The organism is Ensifer sp. WSM1721, from assembly GCF_000513895.2.
In the GTDB taxonomy this organism is placed as follows: domain Bacteria; phylum Pseudomonadota; class Alphaproteobacteria; order Rhizobiales; family Rhizobiaceae; genus Sinorhizobium.
Genome location: NZ_CP165782.1, coordinates 3,348,224 through 3,372,500 on the forward strand (window position 1 = coordinate 3,348,224; position 24,277 = coordinate 3,372,500).

The 24,277-nt window shown below is 64.5% G+C and carries 21 protein-coding genes (1 of these 21 only partly in view); 8 read left to right on the forward strand and 13 right to left on the reverse strand.

Going from position 1 to position 24,277, the window contains the following annotated elements; translation table 11 throughout:
- Positions 1-16: 16 nt before the first annotated feature.
- Genes hisF through hisB form a run of 5 tightly spaced genes read right to left on the reverse strand, consistent with a single transcriptional unit; the run spans position 17 to position 3,322 of the window.
- A complete protein-coding gene (gene hisF, locus M728_RS16105) occupies positions 17-793 on the reverse strand; it encodes an imidazole glycerol phosphate synthase subunit HisF (RefSeq protein WP_026619441.1) in 777 nt (258 codons plus the stop codon).
- A complete protein-coding gene (hisA, locus tag M728_RS16110) occupies positions 790-1,536 on the reverse strand; it encodes a 1-(5-phosphoribosyl)-5-[(5-phosphoribosylamino)methylideneamino]imidazole-4-carboxamide isomerase (protein WP_026619440.1) in 747 nt (248 codons plus the stop codon). The genes hisF and hisA overlap by 4 nt, the downstream gene beginning before the upstream one ends.
- Positions 1,537-1,565: 29 nt before the next feature.
- The gene (hisH, locus tag M728_RS16115; RefSeq protein ID WP_026619439.1) at positions 1,566-2,216 is read right to left on the reverse strand and encodes an imidazole glycerol phosphate synthase subunit HisH; all 651 of its coding nucleotides are present in this window, start codon (positions 2,214-2,216) and stop codon (positions 1,566-1,568) included.
- A complete protein-coding gene (locus M728_RS16120) occupies positions 2,216-2,689 on the reverse strand; it encodes a DUF2628 domain-containing protein (RefSeq protein WP_026619438.1) in 474 nt (157 codons plus the stop codon). The genes hisH and M728_RS16120 overlap by 1 nt, the downstream gene beginning before the upstream one ends.
- A 24-nt stretch (positions 2,690-2,713) precedes the next feature.
- The gene (hisB, locus tag M728_RS16125; RefSeq protein ID WP_026619437.1) at positions 2,714-3,322 is read right to left on the reverse strand and encodes an imidazoleglycerol-phosphate dehydratase HisB; all 609 of its coding nucleotides are present in this window, start codon (positions 3,320-3,322) and stop codon (positions 2,714-2,716) included.
- Positions 3,323-3,632: 310 nt separating this feature from the next.
- Here hisB and hslV point away from each other — a divergent pair, with 310 nt between their 5' ends.
- From hslV to M728_RS16160, 7 genes are all read left to right on the forward strand, one after another.
- Complete coding sequence (hslV, locus tag M728_RS16130) at positions 3,633-4,190, forward strand: ATP-dependent protease subunit HslV (protein ID WP_026619436.1); 558 nt, start codon at positions 3,633-3,635, stop codon at positions 4,188-4,190.
- A complete protein-coding gene (locus M728_RS16135; protein ID WP_026619435.1) occupies positions 4,180-4,698 on the forward strand; it encodes a GNAT family N-acetyltransferase in 519 nt (172 codons plus the stop codon). The genes hslV and M728_RS16135 overlap by 11 nt, the downstream gene beginning before the upstream one ends.
- Positions 4,698-6,002, forward strand: a complete 1,305-nt coding sequence (hslU, locus tag M728_RS16140) for an ATP-dependent protease ATPase subunit HslU (RefSeq protein WP_026619434.1) — start codon at positions 4,698-4,700, stop codon at positions 6,000-6,002. Before M728_RS16135 ends, hslU begins: the two co-directional genes overlap by 1 nt.
- 193 nt (positions 6,003-6,195) lie before the next feature.
- A complete protein-coding gene (locus M728_RS16145; RefSeq protein ID WP_026619433.1) occupies positions 6,196-7,146 on the forward strand; it encodes a DUF1402 family protein in 951 nt (316 codons plus the stop codon).
- A 115-nt stretch (positions 7,147-7,261) separates the two neighbouring features.
- Positions 7,262-8,662, forward strand: a complete 1,401-nt coding sequence (locus tag M728_RS16150; RefSeq protein ID WP_026619432.1) for a cytochrome P450 — start codon at positions 7,262-7,264, stop codon at positions 8,660-8,662.
- A 461-nt stretch (positions 8,663-9,123) separates the two neighbouring features.
- Positions 9,124-11,127: a hydantoinase/oxoprolinase N-terminal domain-containing protein gene (locus M728_RS16155; RefSeq protein WP_026619431.1), complete on the forward strand. Its 2,004-nt coding sequence runs from the start codon at positions 9,124-9,126 to the stop codon at positions 11,125-11,127.
- A gap of 161 nt (positions 11,128-11,288) precedes the next feature.
- Positions 11,289-13,463, forward strand: a complete 2,175-nt coding sequence (locus tag M728_RS16160) for a malate synthase G (protein WP_026619430.1) — start codon at positions 11,289-11,291, stop codon at positions 13,461-13,463.
- An 84-nt stretch (positions 13,464-13,547) separates the two neighbouring features.
- On the opposite strand, the gene M728_RS16165 is transcribed toward M728_RS16160, so the two are convergent.
- Positions 13,548-14,222 carry a L,D-transpeptidase gene (locus M728_RS16165; protein ID WP_026619429.1) on the reverse strand — a complete coding sequence of 225 codons (675 nt, stop codon included), beginning with the start codon at positions 14,220-14,222 and terminating at the stop codon, positions 13,548-13,550.
- Between the two features lie 196 nt (positions 14,223-14,418).
- On the opposite strand from M728_RS16165, the gene M728_RS16170 reads away from it, so the two are divergent.
- On the forward strand, positions 14,419-14,943 hold the full coding sequence (locus tag M728_RS16170) for an MmcB family DNA repair protein (RefSeq protein WP_026619428.1): 525 nt from the start codon (positions 14,419-14,421) through the stop codon (positions 14,941-14,943).
- A 33-nt stretch (positions 14,944-14,976) separates the two neighbouring features.
- Here the strand turns inward: M728_RS16170 and actR are convergent, their stop codons facing one another.
- The 7 genes from actR to M728_RS16205 form a co-directional block, all read right to left on the reverse strand.
- On the reverse strand, positions 14,977-15,561 hold the full coding sequence (gene actR / locus M728_RS16175; protein WP_026619427.1) for a global response regulator transcription factor ActR: 585 nt from the start codon (positions 15,559-15,561) through the stop codon (positions 14,977-14,979).
- Between the two features lie 109 nt (positions 15,562-15,670).
- Positions 15,671-16,972 carry an ActS/PrrB/RegB family redox-sensitive histidine kinase gene (locus M728_RS16180; protein WP_026619426.1) on the reverse strand — a complete coding sequence of 434 codons (1,302 nt, stop codon included), beginning with the start codon at positions 16,970-16,972 and terminating at the stop codon, positions 15,671-15,673.
- A gap of 315 nt (positions 16,973-17,287) precedes the next feature.
- The gene (gene hrpB / locus M728_RS16185) at positions 17,288-19,747 is read right to left on the reverse strand and encodes an ATP-dependent helicase HrpB (RefSeq protein WP_026619425.1); all 2,460 of its coding nucleotides are present in this window, start codon (positions 19,745-19,747) and stop codon (positions 17,288-17,290) included.
- Entirely contained in the window at positions 19,747-20,427 is a 681-nt protein-coding gene (locus tag M728_RS16190; protein WP_026619424.1) for an ATP-binding cassette domain-containing protein, read from the reverse strand. The genes hrpB and M728_RS16190 overlap by 1 nt, the downstream gene beginning before the upstream one ends.
- Positions 20,428-22,158: an ABC transporter permease gene (locus M728_RS16195; protein ID WP_051440835.1), complete on the reverse strand. Its 1,731-nt coding sequence runs from the start codon at positions 22,156-22,158 to the stop codon at positions 20,428-20,430.
- Positions 22,142-23,368: an ABC transporter substrate-binding protein gene (locus tag M728_RS16200; RefSeq protein ID WP_026619422.1), complete on the reverse strand. Its 1,227-nt coding sequence runs from the start codon at positions 23,366-23,368 to the stop codon at positions 22,142-22,144. Before M728_RS16200 ends, M728_RS16195 begins: the two co-directional genes overlap by 17 nt.
- Before the next feature lie 122 nt (positions 23,369-23,490).
- Positions 23,491-24,277: the 3' portion of an ornithine cyclodeaminase family protein gene (locus M728_RS16205; RefSeq protein WP_026619421.1), read on the reverse strand. The gene runs 161 nt beyond the window's last position; only the last 787 of its 948 coding nucleotides appear in the window; its start codon lies beyond the right edge, outside the window — the gene reads right to left on this strand; its stop codon occupies positions 23,491-23,493.

The following is a 24,277-nucleotide window of genomic DNA, read 5'->3' on the forward strand; positions in this document are numbered from 1 at the left end:
CGTTGCCGGCCCCGCCTCAATCGAGGCGCATGGCGATGCCGTTCTCGGCCATGTAACGCTTAGCCTCGCCGATGCTGTAGGTGCCGAAGTGGAAGATCGATGCGGCGAGCACCGCCGTCGCATGGCCGTCGCGGATCCCTTCCACCAGATGATCGAGCGTGCCGACGCCGCCCGACGCAATCACCGGCACACGCACCGCGTCGGCGATCGCCCGCGTCAGCTTGATATCGTAGCCCGCCTTCGTGCCGTCGCGATCCATCGATGTCAGAAGGATTTCGCCGGCACCGAGATCGACGACCTTGCGGGCGAACTCTATCGCGTCGATGCCCGTTGGGTGACGACCGCCATGGGTGAAGATCTCCCACCGGTCCGCCTCGCCTTGCGTCGAAACCTTCTTGGCGTCGATCGCGACGACGATGCACTGATTGCCGAACTTGTCGGCGGCCTCGGCGACGAATTCCGGGTTCTTCACCGCGGCCGTGTTGATCGATACCTTGTCGGCGCCGGCAAGCAAGAGCTTGCGGATATCGGCGACCTGACGCACGCCCCCGCCGACGGTGAGCGGCATGAAGCACTGCTCGGCGGTGCGCGCGACGACGTCGAAGATCGTTTCGCGATTGTCGGAGGAGGCGGTGATGTCGAGGAAACAGAGCTCGTCGGCGCCGGCGGCATCATAGGCGCGTGCCGCCTCCACCGGATCGCCGGCGTCGATGAGATCGACGAAATTGACGCCCTTGACGACGCGCCCGTCCTTGACGTCGAGGCAGGGGATCACTCGCGCTTTGAGCGTCATCGGACCATCCCCTTTCTCGCTTCCCGGATCAAGGCCAGGGCCTCCTTGGGATCTATGCGGCCGTCATAGAGCGCCCGGCCGGAAATGGCGCCTTCGAGCTTCCATGCATCGGGAGCCGTCATCCTGCGGATGTCATCCATCGAAGCGAGCCCGCCGGAGGCGATGACAGGGATCGTGACCGCATCGGCGAGCTCCAGCGTCGAGGCCCAGTTGATGCCGGTGAGGATGCCGTCGCGGTCGATATCGGTGTAGATGATCGCCGCGACGCCGGCACCCTCGAATTTCCTGGCGAGCTCGATGACGCCGAGTTCGGAGGCTTCCGCCCAGCCCTCGACCGCCACCCTGCCGCCTTTGGCGTCGATGCCAACTGCCACGCGGCCCGGGAACTTGCGGCAGGCCTCGATCACCAGCGCCGGATTGCGCACGGCAACCGTGCCGAGGATAACGCGCTTGAGTCCGCGGCCGAGCCACCTCTCGATATGCTCGAGCGTGCGTATGCCGCCGCCGAGCTGCACCGGATTTTTCGTCGCCTTGAGGATTGCGTCGACGGCGGCACCGTTCACCGTCTCCCCGGCAAAGGCGCCGTTGAGGTCGACGACATGCAGCCATTCGAAACCCTGCTCCTCGAAGGCGCGCGCCTGGGCGGCGGGGTCGGGATTGTAGACGGTCGCCTGGTCCATGTCGCCGAGCTTCAGGCGCACGCATTGCCCGTCTTTGAGGTCGATCGCGGGGAAGAGAATCATATGTTCGTCCGTTCGGATCGCGCGAAGCCTCAAGGCTTCCAACGCAGGAAATTGGAAATTAGGGCCAGGCCGAGCGTCTGGCTCTTTTCCGGATGGAATTGCGCGCCCGCCCTGTTGCCGTTCGCGACGAAGGCCGTCACCGGTCCGCCGTAGTCCGTCTCGGCAACCACGTCCTCGGCATTTGTGGCGGCGAGGTGATAGGAATGCACGAAATAGGCGTGCAGCCCACTCTCGCCGGTCGCAATGCCTTCGAACAGCGCGTGCGGGCGCCTGAGCCTCAATGTGTTCCAGCCGATCTGGGGGATTTTCAGCGACGGGTCCTCGGGCGTCATCTCGACGACGTCACCCGGTATCCAGCCAAAACCCTCGGTGATGGTCTTTTCGAGGCCGCGCGAGGACATGAGCTGCATGCCGACGCAGATGCCGAGGAAGGGCCGCCCGGCCTTTTCGACGACCTCCGTCAGCGCTTCCTGCATGCCGGCGACGCTCGCCAGGCCGCGCCGGCAATCGGCATAGGCGCCGACACCCGGAAGCACGATGCGGTCGGCGGAGGCGACCCGTTCCGGCCTTTCGGTGAGGTCGATCTCCGCGGCGATGCCGGCTTCGCGCGCCGCCCGCTCGAAAGCCTTGGTGGCCGAGCGCAGGTTGCCCGATCCATAGTCAATGATGGCGACCCGCATCAGCGTTCTCCATAGGATTCAAAAAAGCCGAGTCCGGAGGTGCGGCGCGGCCGTTTCGTCGTGGACCACTCGATCGACGGCAACGGAGTTGCCTTTCCAGGATTGTCGGCCGCCGTGTTCGAGAAATAAATCTCTTCCGCCGTTTCGCGATCGCGCGCCGGAATGATCGAGCGGAGCGTCCACTCCCGTGCCGTGAGCCTTTTGGCGACGAAAAGCGGCCCTTCGAGCGAGACGAGGAGGCTGAGCGCGATCTGCATGATGAGCGCGGCCGCAAATCCACCCGGGATCGTCGAGAGAAGGATTAACAGAATTTGCAGAACAGCAACGGCGATTCCGAGGAGCCAGGCACGTTTGACGAGAAGCCAGATGGCGGGAAAGAAAAAGGCGGCCCAGGAAAAGCCGTCTGCGATGAACCGCGCTTTCTCGTCGTCTGCCGGTGCGCCGGGCGGGGTCATGATCAGATAGGAGGCCATGTCTTTAAGCCAGATTTGGCCGGCTCAGGCGAGTGTGCCCTTGGTCGAGGGAACGCGTCCAGCCTGGCGCGGATCGATTTCGGTAGCGGTGCGGAGCACGCGGGCGACGGATTTGAAGCAGGTCTCGGCGATATGGTGGTTGTTGGCGCCGTAGATGTTCTGCACATGCAGAGTGATGCCGGCATGCTGGGCGAGCGCCTGGAAGAACTCGCGCACGAGTTCGGTATCGAAGGTGCCGATCTTCGGCGAGGTGAAGCTCACGTTCCAGACGAGGAAAGGCCGTCCCGAGACGTCGACGGCGGCGCGCGTCATCGTCTCGTCCATGGCGAGATCGATCGAGGCATAGCGGGTGATGCCGCGGCGGTCGCCGAGCGCCTTGGCGATCGCCTGGCCGATGGCGATGCCCGTGTCCTCGACGGTGTGGTGGTCGTCGACATGAAGGTCTCCGTCCGCCTTGATCTCCATGTCGATCAGCGAGTGGCGCGAGAGCTGGTCCAGCATATGATCGAAGAAGCCGACGCCTGTCGCGATCTTCGACACGCCCGTTCCGTCGATGTTGACGGAGACGGAGACGGCGGTTTCATTCGTCTTTCGCGAAACCTGGCCGGTGCGGGTCTGCGTCACGTCTGCCATCAGGCTCTCCTTTACGCTCTCCGAAGATCGGGATCAAAAGGACCCTGCGACCGGAGCGATATCAATGAAGTTGGACGAAACGCGGTGCTGCAAGGCGGACCTTGCGTGCCCGTTCCGCTCCAGAGCCGCTCCATATCAGGGGAGGCGCGAAATATCCAGAACTGCAACGGAGATTCGAACGAGCGGGTCGTTGGGGCGGTGGTCGCGATGCGCGGGACATTTGCAATCGCGTGAGGCACACTTACATAGGCCTCGAGTAACAGACTCCTTCAAGCCGCAATGCCCCGATCCGGGGCCTATGGGTATCTTCATGAGCGAACACAATCCTTACGGAACGATGCATGCGACGACCATCATCACGGTGCGCAAGAACGGCAAGGTGGTGATGGCGGGAGACGGCCAGGTGAGCCTTGGCCAGACCGTGATGAAGGGCAATGCCCGCAAGGTCCGCCGCCTGTCGAAAGGCGACGTAATCGCCGGCTTTGCCGGCGCGACGGCGGACGCCTTCACACTCTTGGAGCGGCTCGAGGCGAAGCTCGAACAATATCCCGACCAGCTGATGCGTGCGGCCGTCGAACTTGCCAAGGACTGGCGCACGAACAAATATCTGCGCAACCTCGAGGCGATGATGCTGGTTGCCGACAGGACGGTGACGCTCGCGATCACCGGCAATGGCGACGTGCTCGAACCGGAGCACGGCACGATTGCCATCGGCTCGGGCGGGAACTATGCGCTTGCGGCCGCCCGCGCCCTGATGGACAGCGACAGGTCGGCCGAGGAAGTTGCCCGGCGCGCCCTCGAAATCGCCGGCGATATCTGCGTTTACACCAACCACAACATCGTCGTGGAGACGCTGGATGCGGATTGAGCCGGCAGATGTCAGCTTCGAGCGCGTGGCCGAGCGCCACCTGCCGATGCTGCTTGCCTGGCTTTCGGAGCCGCATGTCCGACAATGGTGGGGCGATCCGGACGTGGAACTCGGATTGATCCGTGACGGTTGTGCGAAGGGCGAGGTCGACGGCTTCGTCTTCCATGTGAAGGGCGAGCCGGCCGGCTACATCCAGTCCTGGATCCCCTCGCAATATGACGAGGAGCCCTGGGCGAAGGACCTCTCGTCCGATACGCCCGGCGTCGACATCTTCATCGGCCCGCCCGAGATGACCGGCAGGGGTGTTGCCGCGCCAGTCCTCAAGGCCTTTGCGGGAAGGCTGTTCGAAAATGGCGCCGCACGCATCGTCATCGACCCCGATGCGGGCAACCGTCGCGCGGTCCGCGCCTATTCGAAGGCCGGCTTCGTGCCCTTCGGCGAATGGATAGACAAGTCCGGTCGGACACTCCTGATGGAGCTGACGCGGACGGAATTTGAGAGGAATTGATGACCAACTTTTCACCCAGAGAAATCGTTTCGGAGCTCGACCGCTACATTATCGGCCAGAAGGATGCGAAGCGCGCCGTGGCGATCGCCTTGCGCAACCGTTGGCGTCGTCAGCAACTCAGCGACGAGCTGCGCGACGAGGTCATGCCGAAGAACATCCTGATGATCGGCCCGACGGGCGTCGGCAAGACGGAGATTTCCCGCCGTCTCGCCAAGCTTGCCGGTGCACCCTTCGTCAAGGTCGAGGCCACTAAGTTCACCGAGGTAGGCTATGTCGGCCGCGACGTCGAGCAGATCGTGCGCGATCTCGTCGAGGTCGGCATCACGCTCGTGCGCGAGAAGAAACGCGCCGAAGTGAAGGCCAAGGCACACCAGAACGCGGAAGAGCGGGTGCTCGATGCCCTGGTTGGCGCGACCGCCTCGCCGGCGACGCGTGATTCCTTCCGCAGGAAGCTGCGCGCCAATGAGCTCGACGAGAAGGAGATCGAGGTCGATATCGCCGAAACCGGCGCGCCGGGCGGCTTCGAGATTCCGGGCATGCCGGGCGCCAATATCGGTGTGCTGAACCTCTCGGAAATGTTCGGCAAGGCGCTCGGCGGCAGGACAAAGAAGGTCAAGACGACCGTCAAGAACTCCTATGAGCTCCTGATCAACGACGAATCGGACAAGCTGCTTGACAACGAGCAGATCCAGCGCGAAGCGATGGCCGCGGCGGAAAACGACGGCATCGTCTTCCTCGACGAGATCGACAAGATCGCCGCCCGCGACGGCGGCCTCGGCGCCGGCGTTTCGCGCGAGGGCGTGCAGCGCGACCTCCTGCCGCTGGTCGAGGGCACGACGGTGGCGACGAAATACGGGCCGGTGAAGACCGACCACATCCTCTTCATCGCGTCAGGCGCGTTCCACGTGTCGAAGCCGTCGGATCTCCTGCCCGAACTGCAGGGCCGTCTGCCGATCCGGGTGGAGCTCCGCGCGCTTACCAAGGAGGATTTCCGCCGCATCCTGACGGAGACGGAGGCAAGCCTTATCCGCCAATACAAGGCGCTCTTGGAGACCGAGGGCGTCGCGCTCGACTTCACCGAGGACGCCATCGACGCGCTTGCGGAGGTCGCCGTCCAGCTCAACGCCAATGTCGAGAACATCGGCGCACGCCGCCTGCAGACGGTAATGGAGCGCGTCCTCGACGATATCTCGTTCAACGCGCCGGACAGCGGCGGCCAAGGGGTCACGATCGATGCGGAGTACGTCCGCAAGAATGTCGGCGATCTAGCGGCCAACACCGATCTCTCGCGCTATATCCTGTGACAGCGGCTTTACGCTGCTGCCGATCACCGATTTGTGGGCGCCTGTCACTCGACAGGCGCCTTCATTTTCTCTAGAGCGATCGGCAGCTGTTAAGAAATAGGGCATCATTCTGACATGATCTTGCCTTAGGGGGCCGCGCCCGGACGAACCGGGTCCGCCAGTTTCTTAGGAAGTCTCACAGGAAAACCAGATCGTGCGCCTTACCGCCTGCCTGTTTGTGATCGCGACGCTTTGCCTCTCCGCCGGGGCCTCGGCTGCGGCCGAGATCCGTGCCGTCCCGGAGGGCAATCGCCATGCGGAGCAGCCGAGCGTTCCGGGCGCCTCCGTCCGCCGCACCAAGGCGGGCCGCACCTCCTTCGACGCGAAATTCGAGAAGGTGCGCGATCTCCTCGCCAGCGACCGTCAGCTCGTCGCCAAGATCAAGTCGACCGCGGCAGCCTATGGCATCGCGCCCATTCACATGATCGGAGCGATCGTCGGCGAACATACTTACAATGTCGACGCCTATGATCGGCTGCAGTCCTATTACGTCAAGGCGGCCGCCTATGCGGGCAACAGCTTCCAATTCGGCTATGACGGCGAGTCGATCGCCGAGTTCGTGGAGCGGCCGCAATTTGCCGACTGTGCCGATGAGAAGGGCTCCTACGCGCTCTGGAGCTGCCGCGAGCGCGTCTGGGACAGGGAGTTCCGTGGCCGCACCGTCGCCGGCAAACCCTTCCCGAACAATCGCTTCAGCGCCGTCTTTTTCCAGCCCTTCTTCGCCGGCCAGACTTTCGGTCTCGGCCAGATCAATCCTTTGACGGCCCTGATGCTGACGGACATGGTCTCGCGCGTCTCGGGCTATGAGCGCCTTGACGAGAACAACGCCGGCGGCGTCTACGAGGCGATCATGGATCCGGACGTGTCGCTTGCCTACATGGCCGCCTCGATCCGCCATTCGATCGACGTCTACCGCTCGATCGCCGGCATGGACATTTCGAACAATCCGGGCCTTACGGCAACGCTCTATAATGTCGGCAACCCCGACGCGCGCGCGGCCGCGCTTGCAGCGAAGAATACCGGCGGCGAGATCTACTGGCCGGAGGAAAATTATTACGGCTGGCTGGTCAATGAAAAGCGCGCCGAGCTCGAAAGCCTGTTGTGAGCGGCCACGAGGGCGACCGTCTCATATCCCGGCTTGCCTTATGATTCACGTGAAGCATTTTCTTGATTGCACCGTAAAAAACTGAAACGGTGGGCCGTCAAGAAAGGCATTTCACATGGACACGCGACCGGAGCCGTTCGAGCCGCCCGCGCCCGTCCCGCGCAACCGCATTCCTTCGCGGCTTGAGATCATCCGCACCGTTCTGCGCAACCCGCTCGAGCTCTGGGGCGAGCCCTCCTACACCTTGCCCTGGATCGAGACGAAGTTCATGAATCAGCGGAACCTGATCGTCAACGATCCTGGGCTCATCCGCTACATTCTCGTCGAGAACGCTGCCAACTACGAAATGTCGAAAGTTCGGCGGCTGGTCCTCCGCCCGATTCTGCGCGACGGGCTGCTGACGGCGGAAGGGGAGGTCTGGAGAAGATCGCGCAAGGCGATGGCGCCGGTGTTTACGCCGCGCCACGCGAAAGGTTTCGCCGGCCAGATGCTCAGCGTCTCGGAGGCATTCGCTGAACGCTATGAGCCCGCCCTGTCGGAGCCCTTCGTCACGAACATTGCCGCCGATATGACGGAGCTGACCTTCGAAATCCTGACTGAAACGCTCTTCTCCGGCGAGATCGCCGTGGAGAAGCGGGGCTTTGCCGCCCATACCGAGGAACTGCTCCAGCGGATGGGGCGCGTCGACCCAATGGATATGCTGACCGCGCCGGAATGGGTGCCGCGGCTCACCCGGATCGGTGGCCGGAAAGTACTCAGCCGATTCCGCGGCATCGTCGCCGCGACCATGGCGGAGCGCCGGAGGCGAATTGCCGAACAGTCGGAAAACGTCCCCAACGACTTCTTGACCATGCTGCTCCAGATCGAGGGCCCTGAGGGACTGTCGACCTCCGAGATCGAGGACAACATCCTGACCTTCATCGGCGCCGGCCACGAGACGACGGCGCGCGCGCTTGCCTGGTGCCTCTATTGCGTCGCAAATACGCCCACCTATCGCGAAGAGATGGAGCGGGAGATCGACGAAACAATGGCAAGCGGCGCCGATCCGGTTGACTGGCTGGGGCGCATGCCGCATGTGCTCGCCGCCTTCGAAGAGGCATTGAGGCTCTATCCGCCGGCCCCGTCGATCAATCGCGCCGCGATCGAAGAGGATGAATGGACGTCACCTGAGGGCAAGCATGTGCCGATCCGCAAAGGCATATCGGTGCTGATCATGCCCTGGACGCTGCATCGCCATGTGCTCTACTGGCAGAAACCCCGCGCGTTCATGCCGGAACGTTTCCTTCCCGAAAACCGCGAGAAGATCAACCGCTTCCAATATCTCCCCTTCGGCGCAGGGCCGCGTGTCTGCATCGGCGCGACCTTCGCACTGCAGGAGGCGGTCATCGCGCTCGCCGTGCTCATGCACCGCTTCCGCTTCGATTTGACCGACGAGACGCATCCCTGGCCGGTGCAGAGGCTGACGACGCAGCCGAGAGGTGGGTTGCCGATGAGAGTGTCCGCCCGATTGGAGTAGCGTCTCTCGCCTGCACCCCCCTCTGCCCTGTGGGGCATCTCCCCCACAAGGGGGGAGATCGGCAAGCTGCGATGGCCGCGCGACCAAATCAACGCTACGCGTCGAAGTCGGCGACTTGTTGCGAGCTCGCTGTCGGCAGGGGCTTTGCTTCTGGCGAATCTCCCCCCTTGGGGGATGCCGGGCAGGGCAGAGGGGGGTATCGGCGCCTGCACTCTTGTAAGCTGCTTAGATTCTGCTCTACAGCGCCGTGCGTCTTTTCAGACGCACAAAGGACGCTGTAGCACTTTGAATGGCTGCATGTTTTTGTCCTTAAATCGGGGACGATTTAAGGAAACATGCAGTAGTCCGACGCGCAAAGGTCGCTCTCACGCGATGGTTTTTTCCCGAAATATGCCCTATCAACGGGCGATCCCTTCCCCGTTTTGGGCTCCTCCGATTCTCAACTTTGGACTGAGCAGAAATTGACCTCGCATCTTCTTCTCGGCATCGACACCGGCGGCACCTATACCGACGCCGTTCTCTTCAGCGAATCCGCCGGCGTCGTCGCTAAGGCCAAGGCGCTGACGACCCGGCACGATCTCGCCGAGGGCATATCCGGAGCGGTCGAAGCCGTGCTCGCAAAGGCCGGGGTTCCGGTCTCGGCGATCAGCCTCGTCTCGCTCTCGACGACGCTCGCGACCAATGCGCTGGTCGAGGGGCAGGGCGGCCGCGCCGGTCTGGTGATGATCGGCTTCGGACCGGAGGATCTGAAGCGCGACGGACTTCTGGAGGCGCTCGGGTCCGATCCCGTCATCTTTCTTCCCGGCGGCCACAACGTTCACGGCGGCGAAGCGCCGCTCGACATGAGCGCGCTCGACGAGGCGCTGCCGACGCTTGGCACCCAGGTCTCGTCCTTTGCTGTCGCCGGCTATTTCGCGGTACGCAACCCTGATCACGAGAAGCGCGTGCGCGACCGCATCCGCGAGGTCTCGCATCTGCCGGTCACCTGCAGCCACGAGCTTTCCTCCAAGCTCGGTGGACCGCGCCGGGCGCTGACGACGCTGCTGAATGCCCGGCTCGTCTCGATGATCGATCGGCTGATCGGCTCCTGCGAAGACTTCCTCAAGGCCCGCGGCATCGACGTGCCGATGATGGTGGTGCGCGGCGACGGCGCGCTGATCTCGGCCGCCGAAGCGCGGCTGAGGCCGATCGAGACGATCCTCTCCGGGCCGGCAGCGAGCCTTGTCGGTGCCCGATATCTGACCGGCCTCGACGGGGCCGTCGTCTCCGATATCGGCGGCACGACGACGGACGTCGCGGTGCTCGAAGCGGGCCGGCCACGGCTCGATGCGGAAGGGGCGGTCGTCGGCGGCTTCCGCACCATGGTCGAGGCGGTCGCTATGCGCACCTACGGCCTCGGCGGCGACTCCGAAGTGAAGATCAACGATCGTGGCCTGAAGGCCAAGCTCGATCTCGGACCCCGCCGCTTCCTGCCCTTGAGCCTTGCCACGGCGCTCTATGGCGACGCCGTGCTGGCGGTGCTCGAAAAGCAGTTGCGGGCAACGCATGCCGGCCGCCATGATGGCCGGCTTGCGGTCCGCACCGGCCTGCCCGAGCATCTGGCGAGCGGCCTGCAGCCGCAGGAGCAGGCCCTGTACGACCGTATCGGCATGGTACCGATGGCGCTTGCGGATCTGCTTGTCAGCACACCCCAGCGTGCGACCCTCGACCGGCTGGTAGCGCGCGGACTCGTGCATATATGCGCCCTGACCCCGTCGGATGCGATGCACGTACTTGGCCGGCAGGCGCAGTGGAACACCGAGGCCGCCCGCCTCGGCCTCGAGATCGCCGCCCGAACCAAGGACGGTTCGGGGCAGCCGATCGCGCCATCGGCGAAGGCTCTCGCTGAGATGATCGTCGACCGGCTGACGCGCCAGTCCTCGGAAGTGATCCTGCAGGCCTGCCTCAACGAGGACGGCGCCGGTGCGATCGATCCGGCTGCCTCGCTTGCCGTCGATCGGGCGTTGAAGCGCGAACCCGGCATCGTCCGCTTTTCGATCGGCCTCGACCGACCGCTCGTCGGCCTCGGCGCCTCCGCGCCGGTCTATTATCCTGCAATCGCCGAGATGCTCGGCACGAAAGCGGTGATCCCGGCGGAAGCCGACGTAGCAAATGCCATTGGCGCTGTCGTCGGCCAGGTGCGGGCGACCGTCACCGTCTTCGTCACGACGCCGGAAGAAGGCATTTTCATCGTCAACGGCGCGGGCGCGAGCGAGCGCTTCATCGATCAGGACGAGGCTTTCGGCGTCGCCCGCCGGCGCGCGGAGGCAATGGCGCTCGAGACCGCACGCGCGAATGGCGCCGAAGAGCCCGCCGCGACGATGTGGGAAGAAATCGATGCGCCCGAGGTCGAGGGCAGCCGCAAGCTCATCGAGGCGCGCTTCATCGCCTCGGCGAGCGGCAGGCCGCGCATTGCACATCTCTAATCTTTTCTAATTTGGAAAAAATTCTTCGCATCCTTGCGGAATTGACAGGCAATGGATTGATGAGAGACTTTCCGCGCGCGTGAGCGGGCGCCGCGCTTTTCCGTGCGCATCCCGCTCCTACCTATTGGAATATGGAACAGAGAGATTTCAGGAGCTGCCGCATGGACCGCATTGAGAAGCATGGTTTGAAGATCGATGCGGGGCTCCACCGCTTTCTGGTCGAAGAGGCATTGCCGGGCACCGGCGTCGATCCGGAGCGGTTCTTTTCCTCTTTCTCCGAACTCGTCCACGATCTCGCGCCGAAGAACCGGGCTCTCCTTGCCAAGCGCGATGAGTTGCAGGCGAAGCTTGATGCCTGGTACCGCGAGCACGGCGCGCCGGTCGACATGGAAGCCTATGAAGCCTTCCTGCGGGAGATCGGCTACCTCCTGCCGGAGGGGCCTGCCTGTTCTGTCTCGACCGCCAATGTCGACCCCGAGATCGCGACGATCGCCGGGCCGCAGCTCGTCGTGCCGGTCATGAACGCCCGCTATGCGCTCAATGCCGCCAATGCGCGCTGGGGCTCGCTTTATGATGCGCTCTACGGCACCGACGCGATTGCCGAAACGGACGGCGCCGAGCGCGGCAAGGGCTACAACCCGGTGCGCGGCGGCAAGGTCATTTCCTGGGCACGCGATTTCCTGGATGCGAGCGCGCCGCTTGCGGCCGGTCGCTGGAGCGATGCGCAGTCCTTTGCGATCGACGGCACGGCGCTCACCGTCACGCTTGCCGACGGTGCCGAGACCGCTCTCGTCGATCCCGTCCAGTTCGCCGGTTATGCCGGCGATGCCGCAGCACCGACCGAGATCGTGCTCCGCCGGAACGGTCTCCACATCATCATCGTCCTCGACGCGTCGACACCGATCGGCAAGGCCGATTCGGCCGGCATTTCCGACATCATCCTCGAATCGGCGATCACCACGATCATGGATTGCGAGGACTCGGTCGCAGCCGTCGATGCCGAGGACAAGATCGTCGTCTATCGCAACTGGCTCGGCCTGATGAAGGGCGATCTCGCGGAAGAGGTGACGAAGGGAGGGCGGACCTTCACCCGCAAGCTCAGCGCTGATCGCGTCTATACGGCTCCGCAGGGCGCGACGCTGACGCTTCCCGGGCGCTCGCTGATGCTGGTGCGCAATGTCGGGCACCTGATGACCAATCCGGCGATCCTCGACCGCGACGGCGTTGAGGTTCCCGAGGGCCTCATGGACGCCATGGTGACGGCGCTGATCGCTCTTCACGACATCGGTCCCAATGGCCGCCGGGCAAATTCGCGTGCGGGCTCCATGTATGTCGTCAAGCCGAAGATGCATGGACCTGAAGAGGTCGCCTTCGCCTGCGAGATTTTTTCGCGCGTCGAGGCGGCGCTTGGACTTCCGGAAAACACCATGAAAATGGGCATCATGGACGAGGAGCGGCGCACGACTGTCAACCTCAAGGAATGCATCCGCGCCGCCCGTGAACGCGTCGTCTTCATCAATACCGGCTTCCTCGACCGGACCGGCGACGAGATCCACACCTCGATGGAAGCCGGCCCGATGATCCGCAAGGGCGACATGAAGCAGGCTGCCTGGATCGGCGCCTACGAGAACTGGAACGTCGATATCGGGCTCGAATGCGGGCTTTCCGGCCACGCCCAGATCGGCAAGGGCATGTGGGCGATGCCTGACCTGATGGCGGCAATGTTGGAGCAGAAGATCGCCCATCCGAAGTCCGGCGCGAATACCGCCTGGGTTCCCTCGCCGACTGCCGCGACCCTCCACGCCACGCACTACCACCGCGTCGACGTCGCCGAGGTTCAGGCGAGCCTGAAGAGCAGGGGTCGCGCCAAGCTCGCCGATATCCTTTCCGTACCGGTCGTGCCGCTCCCGAACTGGACGGAGGAGGAGATCCAGCGCGAGCTCGACAACAATGCTCAAGGGATTCTCGGCTACGTCGTGCGCTGGATCGATCAGGGCGTCGGCTGCTCGAAGGTGCCCGACATCAACGACGTCGGTCTTATGGAGGACCGCGCAACGCTGCGCATCTCCTCGCAGCATATGGCGAACTGGCTCCACCACGGCATCGTCAGCGAAGCGCAGATCGTCGAGACGATGAAGAAGATGGCCGCCGTCGTCGACCGGCAGAATGCCGGCGACCCGAACTACCAGCCGATGGCCGGGCATTTCGACGAATCGATCGCTTTCCAGGCCGCCCTCGATCTCGTGCTCAAGGGCCGCGAGCAGCCGAACGGCTATACCGAGCCGGTTCTGCACCGCCGCCGTCTGGAGCTCAAGGCGAATCAACGGGCGGCGTGAGGGGCAACTCGGCCCGGCATGCGCCAACGACAAAGGGCCGCCTGGCATCGACCAGGCGGCCCTTCTTTCCTGTATGCTGTTGCGTTACTGCTGCACGACGACGCGTGCGTTGCGGCCAGGGCGGACCCGCGAATAAAGGTCGATGATGTCCTGGTTCATAAGCCGGATGCAGCCGGACGAGGCGGCGGTGCCGATCGAAGCCCATTCCGGCGTGCCATGCAGACGGAAGAGCGTGTCCCTGCCGTCCTTGTTGAAGAGGTAGAGCGCGCGCGCGCCGAGCGGATTGCTGATGCCGGGGCCCATGCCTTCTTCGACGTACTTGGCGACTTCCGGCTTGCGCTCGGCCATTTCCTTTGGCGGATGCCAGGTCGGCCATTCCTGCTTCCAGGCGACATAGGCCTCGCCTTCCCAAGCGAAACCGGCCTTGCCGACGCCGATGCCGTAGCGAACCGCCTTGCCGCCTGGCAGCACATAGTAGAGGAAGCGATTCGGAGTGTTGACGACGATGGTGCCCGGCCGTTCCTTGGTCTCGTAATCGACGATCTGGCGATGGAAGCGCTGGTCGAGACGATTGATCGGAATGGCGGGCAGCGGGTAGCCGTGGTCCTCGATGGCGCCGTAATTGCCGGAGAAGATCTGATTCGTCGCCACTTTTACGCCCTCGGGAGCAGAGCCGGCCGTGGTGGTGGTTTGCGAGCAGCCGGCGAGGGCAATGGTGGCCGCCAGGCTGCACAGAAAGAGAGCGTTGCGGAAGCGCATGAGTGTCTCGTAAAAGAAAGTCAGGAGAATACGGAAGGAGGGTGTCCGGCCGTCAGCGACACCAGCTTATTTTCGATTGCACGGCGCCACGCAAGGGATCGCGGTGCCGCAATGCGGCAGAAAAGTGCAAATTCCGTGACGATTGCTTTTTTGCAACAAAGCCGCTGACGAATGCGGAACAGACCGAGATCAGGCGATGGCGATTCTATCGATCCATGACGACAATCCGCTTGTCGACGGGCGTCAGTCCGAACGGGCGCTGAAGGTGCGCCGCGGCGTGCAGCGGCTGCTCGCCGAGCTGCGCCACGCCGTGCTGCCGGAGCTGACGCTTGCAAGCGGCAGGCGAGCGGATCTCATCTCCCTTTCAGCGAGGGGCGAGATCTGGATCGTCGAGATCAAGACCTCGATCGAAGACTTTCGCGTCGACCGCAAATGGCCGGAATATCGGCTTCATTGCGACCGCCTCTTCTTCGCGACCCATGCGGAGGTGCCGCTCGACATCTTCCCGGAAGAATGCGGGCTGATGCTTTCCGACGGCTACGAGGCGCATATGCTGCGCGATGCGCCGGAGCATCGCCTCGCCCCGGCAACGCGGAAATCGGTGACGCAGGCCTTCGCGCGGGTCGCCGCGCAGCGGCTGATGCTCGCGGAGTGGGCCGCGGAACGCAACGGCGAACTCGGCAATTCGATTCGCGACATCGTGGGCGGGAGCCGAGATTAGGCGGGTTGGGCAGTCGCCAACGCAGACCGCCGATTACTTCGGCGCCCGCTTCGCCAGGATGCGCTGCAGTGTCCTGCGATGCATGTTGAGGCGCCGCGCTGTCTCCGAGACGTTGCGGTCGCACATCTCGTAAACGCGCTGGATGTGTTCCCAGCGGACGCGATCCGCCGACATCGGATTCTCCGGCGGCTCTACCCGTTCGCCTTGGCGCTGGACCAGCGCCGCGAAAATGTCGTCGGCATCCGCTGGCTTCGCGAGATAGTCTAGAGCGCCGAGCTTCACGGCGTTGACGGCGGTGGCGATATTGCCGTAGCCGGTCAGCACGATCATCCGCGTGTCGTCGCGGCGCCCGCGGATGGCCTCGATCACGTCGAGGCCGCTGCCGTCGCCGAGTCTAAGATCGATGACCGCGTGCTTCGGCGGGCGGGTCTTGGCCTTGGCGATCCCTTCCGCGACCGATTCGGCGATGTCGACCGCAAAACCGCGCGCCTCCATCGCCCGTGCCAGGCGGCGCAGGAACGGCCCGTCGTCGTCGACAATCAGCAGGGTTCTGTCAGGTCCGATCAGGTCGGCATCCGCGGTGTGGGTACTTGATGCAGCCGTCGATTTTTCGATCATTTTTCTCAAATCCCTGTGCGAAAACCTGGCCCGCGGCAGAAATCCGGGCCTGTTCTCGCCAAACACGATGTGGGCTTTCTCGCGGCCCTCTTCAATAAGCTGCCAAATGTCATTTCGCCAGTTTCGCATCCATCAGCGCGCGCGGCCATTCGACGCTGACCCGGGCGCCGGGACGATCCGGGCCGCCGTTCTCGAAGCGCAGCCGGGCGCCGGAGCGCTCGAGCAGCGTCTTGGCGATGAAGAGACCGAGACCGAGGCCTCCGGCGCTGTCATCCTTCTGTCGCCGTGTGACGTAGGGCTCGCCGATTCTCGCAAGGATGTCCGGCGAAAAACCGTCACCATCGTCCTCGATCGTCACCCGCACGCGCTCGGCGGTATGTTCCGTCGTGACCGTCACTTTCCTGCGCGCGTAATCCACCGCATTCTCGAGCAGGTTGCCGAGGCCGTAGAGGATTCCGGCATTGCGGATGCCGACCGGCTCGGACGAGCGGTCGCCTTTCTCCTTGAGCTCGATCTCGATCCCGAATTCGCGATGCGGCGCCATGACCTCCTCGATCAGCGACGAGAGTGGCAGGAGCCGCATATGCTCCTCGCTTTCGGACGAGAGCGTCGTCAGCCGCTTCAGGATGTCGCGGCAGCGTTCACTCTGGCTGCGCAACAGATGGACGTCCTCGCCGAAGCGCGGATCGTCGCCGAGCTCCCGCTCCATCTCCTTGGCGACGACGCTGATCGTCGCAAGCGGCGTGCCGAGTTCGTGGGCGGCGGCCGCCGCGAGCCCGTCGAGCTGCGACAGATGTTTCTCGCGCTGCAGCACGAGTTCCGTCGCGGTCAGCGCCTCCGAGAGCTCGCTCGCCTCGAGCGAGACCCTGTAGGTGTAGAAGGCGGCAAAGGCGGTCATCGAGACGATCGCGAACCAGATGCCCGCCGTCAGCACCCGCGGGATCAAGAGAACGGTGCCCGGATACCAGGGCAGCGGGAATGGCGAGAAGGCGAGCACGGTGACGCCGATAATGGCGAAGCCTGCCAGCACGATGCTGTGCGGCTTCGGCTGCGAAGCCGAGGAGATGATGACCGGCACGCAGAGAAGCGGCGCGAAAGGATTGGAGAGCCCCCCGGTAATGAAGAGCAGTGCCGTCAGTTGCGCCAGATCGAGGCCGAGCAGCACGAAGGCCGCAGGCGGCGTCAGCCGTTGCGTCGCCGGATAGCGAATCGTGAGAAAGACGTTCAAAAGCGCCAGGCTCGCAATCAGGGCCGAACAGGACACGAGCGGTAACGGGAATTGCAGCCAAAGCGCCGTGATGATGACGGCGAGCGACTGGCCGCCGACCGCCAGCCAGCGCAGGCGGACGAGCGTCTGTAGCCTCAGGCTGCGATTGCTGTTGAGCTCGTTGTAGAATGTCGCCGTTGCCATGCTGGTTTTCCGGTTCGAGTCTCTCCCAGGCGGAGAGTTCATTTGTATCCACGGAGTCTAGCCTGATCCTGCTGATTATAAAGCAGCTCCGAACCAGGATTATTCCGCGAGCTCGCTTCACGATCTCTGGCCCCTCCCCAACCCTCCCCACAAGGGGGAGGGAGTTCAGCGAAGCCGCGATCGCCGTGCCCATTTTCTAACATCAAATCTCGCGGCAACGCTGACATGGAAGCGGAGACGGTGCGGCCAAGAGAGCCCCTCCCCCTTGTGGGGAGGGGTTGGGGAGGGGTTTAATCGGATCGGAGCCTCAACACCTTAGCTGCCGCGCGGTTTCGCCCGTGTCGTCGGAATGGCGTTGGCCGGATCTTCCGGCCAGGGATGCTTGGGGTAGCGCCCGCGCATTTCGGACCTCACATCCTTCCAAGAGCCGGCCCAGAAGCCTGGCAGGTCCCGCGTCGTCTGGATGGGTCGATGGCCGGGCGAAATCAGTTCCAGCAGCAGCGGCAGACGACCGTCGCCGATCGCCGGATGCGTCTTCAGGCCGAAGAGTTCCTGCACGCGGATCGACAAGAGCGGCTCGTCGCCATCGTAATGGATCGGATGGCGCTGTCCCGTCGGCGCTTCGAAATGCGTCGGCGCGAGCTTCGCGAGATCGCGCTGGAGGTCGTAAGGAACGAGAGACAGGAGGCCCTCGGCAAGATCGCGGCCCTTGATGCCATCGAGGCCGCCGGCGTCGCCCTGAAAGGGAACGAACCATTCATCGAGCCGGGAGATCAGCGCTGCATCCGACATGTCGGGCCAGGGCTCACCGATCGATCGATGCAGGAAGCCGATGCGGTCGCGTAGCTGCTCGACGTCCTTCGGGAATGGTATGGCAGCGAGCCCCAATTGCCGGATGCCCTCGGCGAGCGCCCGCGCCGCTGCTTCGCCGCTCGGACGCGGCAGCGGTTTTTCTTCGAAGACGATCGCTCCGAGCCGCGTCACCCGGCGGGCGCGCGCCTGCCGGCTCGCCCGGTCGAAGAAGCTCTGCTCTTCGGTGACGATCGCTCCGGGCATATGCGCCTCGACGTCGGCCCGGGTGATCTCGGCCGCCGCCAGCACCCGCTGCGCTCCGGCCCGGCCCGTGAGGTCGGCAATGACCAGCATCTCCGCCGCCGCAAGCCGCCCGGTCTCCGGCACCTCGGCGCCGCGTCCGTTCGCCATGACGAAGCGGCCGCGCCCGCCGCGCTGCAGGGCAATGCGGTCGGGAAAGGCGTGCATCAGCATTTGGCCGGGCAGTGCGCGCTCGCCATTGGTCTGCGACGCGCCGAGGTCCGCGACCATGCGTCTCGCAAGACCGCGCGCCGCTTCCGCCCTCTCGCCGCGGTCGCTCCGGAATCGGCGCAGCCGCTCCTCGATGTCGATATTGTTGCCGCCGAGGCCCTGTTCCGTGAGCATCACCGCGATGAGGCAGGCTTCCTGTGCCTGGCCCTCCTCGGCCGCCGAAACCGCCATCGCGGCAAGCCGCACGGGCAGGGCCAGATCGCGGACCTGGCGACCCCTCGGCGTCAGCGCGCCATTGGCATCGAGCGCACCGAGCTCGACGAGCAGACTGCGGGCCTCGCGCAAGGTCGTTTCCGGCGGCGGATCGAGGAATTTCAGCGACGACGGATCGGTCACACCCCAATGGGCAAGATCGAGCAGCAGGCCGGAAAGGTCGCTGGCAAGGATCTGCGGCGGCGTGAAGACGGGAAGCGCCGCCGTCTGCCCGGAATGCCAGAGACGGATTGCGATGCCGGGTTCGGTTCTTCCCGCACGGCCGGCGCGCTGGTCGGCCGAGGCCTTCGAGACGCGCACGGTCTCGAGCCGCGTGATCCCGGTCGAGGCCTCGAACACCGGCAGCCGCTGCAGACCGCTATCGACGACAATCCGTACACCATCGATGGTGATCGAGGTTTCTGCGATGGACGTCGCAAGCACGATCTTGCGCGTGCCTCTCGGCGCCGGCCGGATCGCCGCATCCTGCTCCTTCTGGCTCAGATTGCCGTAGAGCCGCACGATCGTGGTCGCCTCGCCGAAGCGCCCGGCGAGGCGTTCGGCCGTGCGGGAGATCTCGGCCTGCCCGGGCAGGAAGGCGAGGATCGAGCCCTCTTCGGATCGGTGCGCTTCCGCGATCGTCCGGACCATCGCCTCCTCGACGCTTTCGCCCGTATTTCTGTTCTCGTAGCGAATGTCGATCGGAAAGCTCCGGCCTTCGCTCTTGAGAATCGGCGCACCGCCAATGAGTTTGGTGACGCGATCCACATCGAGCGTCGCCGACATGACGATGAGCCTCAGATCGTCGCGCAGCGCCGACCGCACGTCGAGCGCCAGCGCCAAGCCGAAATCGGCGTCGAGCGAGCGCTCGTGGAACTCATCGAAGAGAACGGCTGAAACGCCGGAAAGCTCGGGATCGTCGAGGATCATCCGGGCAAAGACGCCCTCGGTCACTACCTCGATCCGGGTCTTCGCCGAAACCCGATTGTCGAGCCGCATTCGGTAGCCGACGGTTTCGCCCAGCTTCTCGCCGAGGAGCTCGGCCATGCGTCCGGCCGCGGCGCGTGCGGCGAGCCGACGCGGTTCGAGCAGAATGATCTTGCCGTCGCCACGCCAGGATTGGTCGAGCAGGAAGAGCGGCACCAGCGTGGTCTTGCCGGCCCCGGGCGGGGCGGAAAGCACGACGGATCCGGAGGCTTCAAGCGCCTCGGCGAGCTGAGGCAGGATCTCGCGGACCGGCAGGGAGGGAAGCGTCCGCATCAGGCCTGCTCCTCGATGCCGATCTCAATCACCCGGCCGCCGGCGGCTTGAGCATCGGCGCCGTCATGGGTTACGAGAATGGTCGGCAATCCGGCCGCCTTCGCCTTGGAGAAGACCAGTTCGCGCATCTGGCGCCTGAGCGGCGCATCGAGCTTCGAGAAGGGCTCGTCGAGCAGCAGGAAATCAGGTGCCGAAACGAGCACCCTTTGCAGCGCCACGCGCGCCTTCTGGCCGCCGGAGAGCGTATCCGGATCGCGGTCGAAGAAACCGCCAAGCCCCACCTCCTTGAGCGCTGCTTCTGCCAGCGCGCGGCGCGCCTTTCGCCCACTGACGGCCGGCGGGATGGCGAAGGCGACATTGCCGCCGACGGACAGGTGCGGAAAGAGCAGCGGGTCCTGGAACAGGATGCCCGCATGGCGCTGGTTAGCGGGGGTTTCCGTGAGGTCCTCGGTCCCGATCAACAGCCGCCCGCTCACCTCGAAGGCTCGGTCAAGAAAACCGCCCGCGAAGGCAAGCAGCGTCGATTTGCCGGAGCCGGACGGGCCCATGATTGTCAGCACCTCCCCCGGCATCACCTTCGCCGAGACGGTAAGCAACGTCCGGCTACCCAGGCGGATCGTCACGTCCGACAGCGTCAAAGGTCTGGTCTTGCTCCATACCGACTCGGCGATTTCCTGCATTCACGTCCTCATTGCCCGCCGGTTGCGGAATAGCAACTGCGGTGCGAGCGATGCAACGAGAAATGCCAGGAAGGGCAGGAGTGCCTGGACGAGAGCATAGACGCCGATCACCCGGCGATCGCCGCCCGAGGCGAGCGCGACCGCTTCGGTCGTGATCGTCGTCAGCCGCCCGGCGCCGATGAGGAGCGTCGGCAGATACAGGCTGACCGAAACCGAAAAACCGACCGCGAGCGCGGTGAGGCAGGCGCGAAAGAGCAGCGGCAAGCGGACCGTCAGCAGGATTTCGAGCGCGGACTTGCCGAAGCCGGCGGCGATCCTTTCGAAGCGTGGATCGAGCTCACGCCAAGGAGCCGAGAGCGACAGGAGGACGTAAGGGAGCACGAACAGAAAATGGATGGCGAACACGCTCGGAAAGGCCGGCGTGAAGCCCGCCGAAACGATCAGAATCTGCAGACCGAAGACGAAGCTGATCTCCGGCACCAGCAGCGGCAGATAAAGCAAGCGATAGTGGCCGGGTGTCCTGTTTCCGCCCGCAGTGCTGTTGCGGTAAAGCAGCAGGATCGTTGAGAGGAGCGCCAGGGATGCCGCCGAGAGCGCAAGCGCTATCGTGGTGCCAAGTGGCGCCCAGAGTCGAGGAAGTGTACGCAGCCAGGTTCCCGCTGTGAGCTGCCCGGGCAGCGCAGCCGGAAATGGCCAGAGACCGGCAACTGACCAGATCGCGAGAAGGCCGAGCCCGACGAAGATGACGGCCGCGCAGGCGGTCATCGCGAAGGCGGAGGCGGCGCGAACTGCGCCGTCCCTCGCAAGGCGTCGCCCCGAATGGGTCAGGCGGGCCAAAGCGATCTTTCCGAGCCTTTCGAGCGCGATCCATACCGCCATTGCGGCGAGAACGATCGCAAGCTGTAAGAGGGCACCTGCGGATGCGAGAAATCGCTGATCGGGATCATGATACGCCGCCCACTGGGCGATGCGCACGGGCAATGTTGGCGGCAGTTGCGGCCCGAGGATCATCGCAACATCGACGACGGAGACCGAATAGACGAGCACGGCGAAGACCGGCAGACGGATCTGCCGGTAGAGTGCCGGCCAGAGGCTGACGGCAAAGCCGGAGATGCGCCCATAGCCGAACGCCGCCGTCAGTTGGCCGGCTGTTGAGACGGAAAGCTGCGGCAGGGCGGCAAGCGTCACCAGAAAGAGGAAGGGAACCTCCTTGGTGATGAGCCCGGCGATCATCAAGAGCGCGCAAGGATCGTTCGGAACAAGCCAATCGGGGGGCCGCGTGAAACCGGTGAACTCGGGCGAGACGAGCCGCAGCAGGAACCCCGATGGCGCGACGAGGAAGGCCAACGCGAAGGCCGCCGCCGCATGCGGAACGGCAAGGAGCGGCGACACCAGATGCTGGATGCGGGTAAAGACCGAAGTGCCGGCAAAGCCTGCCACGAAGCCGCCGACGATCGCCAGGGCGGCAAAGGTGGTGATCAGGCCCGCGAAGAAACCGGTGAGCGCAGAGCGAAGAATGTGCGGCTGTTGCGCCAGCTCGGCAAGGTGAGCAAGCGTCAGGTGAAGGCCGCCGAGCGCAGGCAGGTAGCCGAAGGCCGGCAGGATTGCCCCGGCGAAGCCCGCGAAGACCGGCAGCCCGAGGATGAGGACGAGGAGCGCATTTGCGTCGAGAAGACGCTTTCCAGGCTTTTGGCACGCTTCGCGCCGCGTTCGCTTAATTGCCTGCCCCATAGCGCCGGGTCCATTCCGCTTCGATTCGCGTCATCCAGTCGGGGTGCGGCTCATCGAGCATAGGGCCGAGTTCGTCCGGCCCGAGTGTCGCAACGCCCAGATCCAGGCGCCCGAATGCGGCTCGATCGGCGGCCGGAAGTTTTGCGAGAGACAGCACCGTCGGATCGCCCCAGACCTTCGGGTCCTGCTTTCGTAGCTGCGCTTCGGGCGAGAGCAGGAAATCGGCAAGGAGAAGCGCGCCGGCCTTCGCCGTCGCATTGTAGGGGATGGCGACGAAGTGGGTGTTGCCGAGCGTACCACCGGAAAAGACGAAGGAGCGCACCGTGTCCGGCAGCTCGCCATTGGCGATTGCGGAGGAGGCTTCTGCCGGGTTGAAAGCGAAGATGATGTCGAGCTCGCCGTCGGCAAGCTTCTGCTTCATGTCGGGATAGTTCTGCGGGTAGGCCTTGCCCTTGCGCCAGAGGAGCGGCGTGAGTTTATCGAGATAGGCGAAAAGCGGCGCGACATCCGCCTGGAACGTGGCGTCGTCGACAGGCTGCTGCAGCTTGGCTTTGTCGTGGATGAGCTCTGTCAGCACCTGCTTCAGGAAGGAAGAGCCGGTGAAATCCGGCGGCTGCGGATAGGAAAATCGCCCCGGATTGGCCTCGGCCCATTTCAGGAGCTCCGCCGCCGATCGCGGCAGCTCGCCCGCCTTCATGCGGGCCGTGTCGTAGAAAAACACGAGTTTCGCGCCGCCCCAGGGACTCTCCAGCCCATCCGTCGGAATGGTGAAATCCTTGAGCACCGTCGGCTTGTTCTCGTGATCGACATAGCGCCAGCTCGGCAATTTCGTCGCCCAGCCGGGGCCGTAAAGCAGCCCCTCGCGCTTCATCGCCGCAAAGTTCTCGCCGTTGATCCAGACGAGATCGACGGAGCCGCCCTCGTCCTTTCCCGCCGATTTTTCCGCAAGCACGGTTGCGATCGCTTTCGCGGTGTCGCCGAGCTTCACATGAACGACGGAAACACCGTAGCGGCTCTTCATCTGCTCCCCGGCCCAGCGGATATAGGCGTTGATGTTTTCGGATCCGCCCCAGGCATTGAAGTAGACGGTCTGGCCCTTCGCCTCGGCAACGACCGCATCCCAATTGCCGATGTCGGTTGCGGCGGCCTGGCTGGCAAGGCCAAGCGCCAGCATTGCCGCTCCGATGATGCGCCCGACTCCCCTGATCATGATTTTTGCTCCCTCCGCCCTGTTTGCTGGCCGAGGGTACGGCAAGGCCATGCGGCGTCAATCCAGGTCCCCGGCGGCAACCGTCACGATTCGGTGAAACCGCCGCCGGGCGGGCGCAAAGCCTATGCCTTGCCCCGCTTCGCCTCGAGGGCGAGCACCGCGCCGGCCAGATCCTCGAGTGCCGCGCCCACCGATTTGAACAGCGTGATTTCGTCGGGAGCGGTGCGTCCGGGATGTTCGCCGCGGGCGAGCTCGAAGAGATCGGCGCGGATCGCGGCTTCCGTGATGAGCCCGGCCTTGAGCGGCTGGACGATGTCGCCGCCCTCCTTGAGCGCGCCCGTGCGCGTGTCGACGAAGATGGTGGCGCGGGTGGCGGCACGGTCGTCCGACTCGCGCATCGTCGGCTTGAAGGCGCCGATGAGGTCGAGATGCGCTCCGGGCTTCAGCCAGTCGCCGCGGATCAGCGGCGCGGAAGAAAGCGTCGCGCAGGAAATGATGTCCGCCTCCCTGGCCGCCGCCTCGAGATCGGTCGCCACCGACACCGAGATGTTCCCGAGGTCGAGTTCCTCTGCCGTTGCCTCCGCCTTCTTCGGATCGCGCCCCCAGACCGCCACCTTGCGGATTGGGCGGACGGATGCATGAGCCTCGATGACGTTGGTCGACAGCCGCCCCGTTCCGACCATCAGCATCGAGCTTGCATCCTGCCGCGCAAGATAGCGGGCGGCGAGCGCGGAAGCCGCCGCCGTCCGCCGGGCGGTGAGCTCGCCGCCATCGAGGATCGCCAACAATTCGCCGGTCTTGCCGGAGGAAAGCAGATAGCTGCCGTGGATCGCGGGCAGGCCGCGCGTCTGGTTGCCCGGGAAAACCGAGACCATCTTGACGCCGACATAGGCGCCCGGCTGCCAGGCA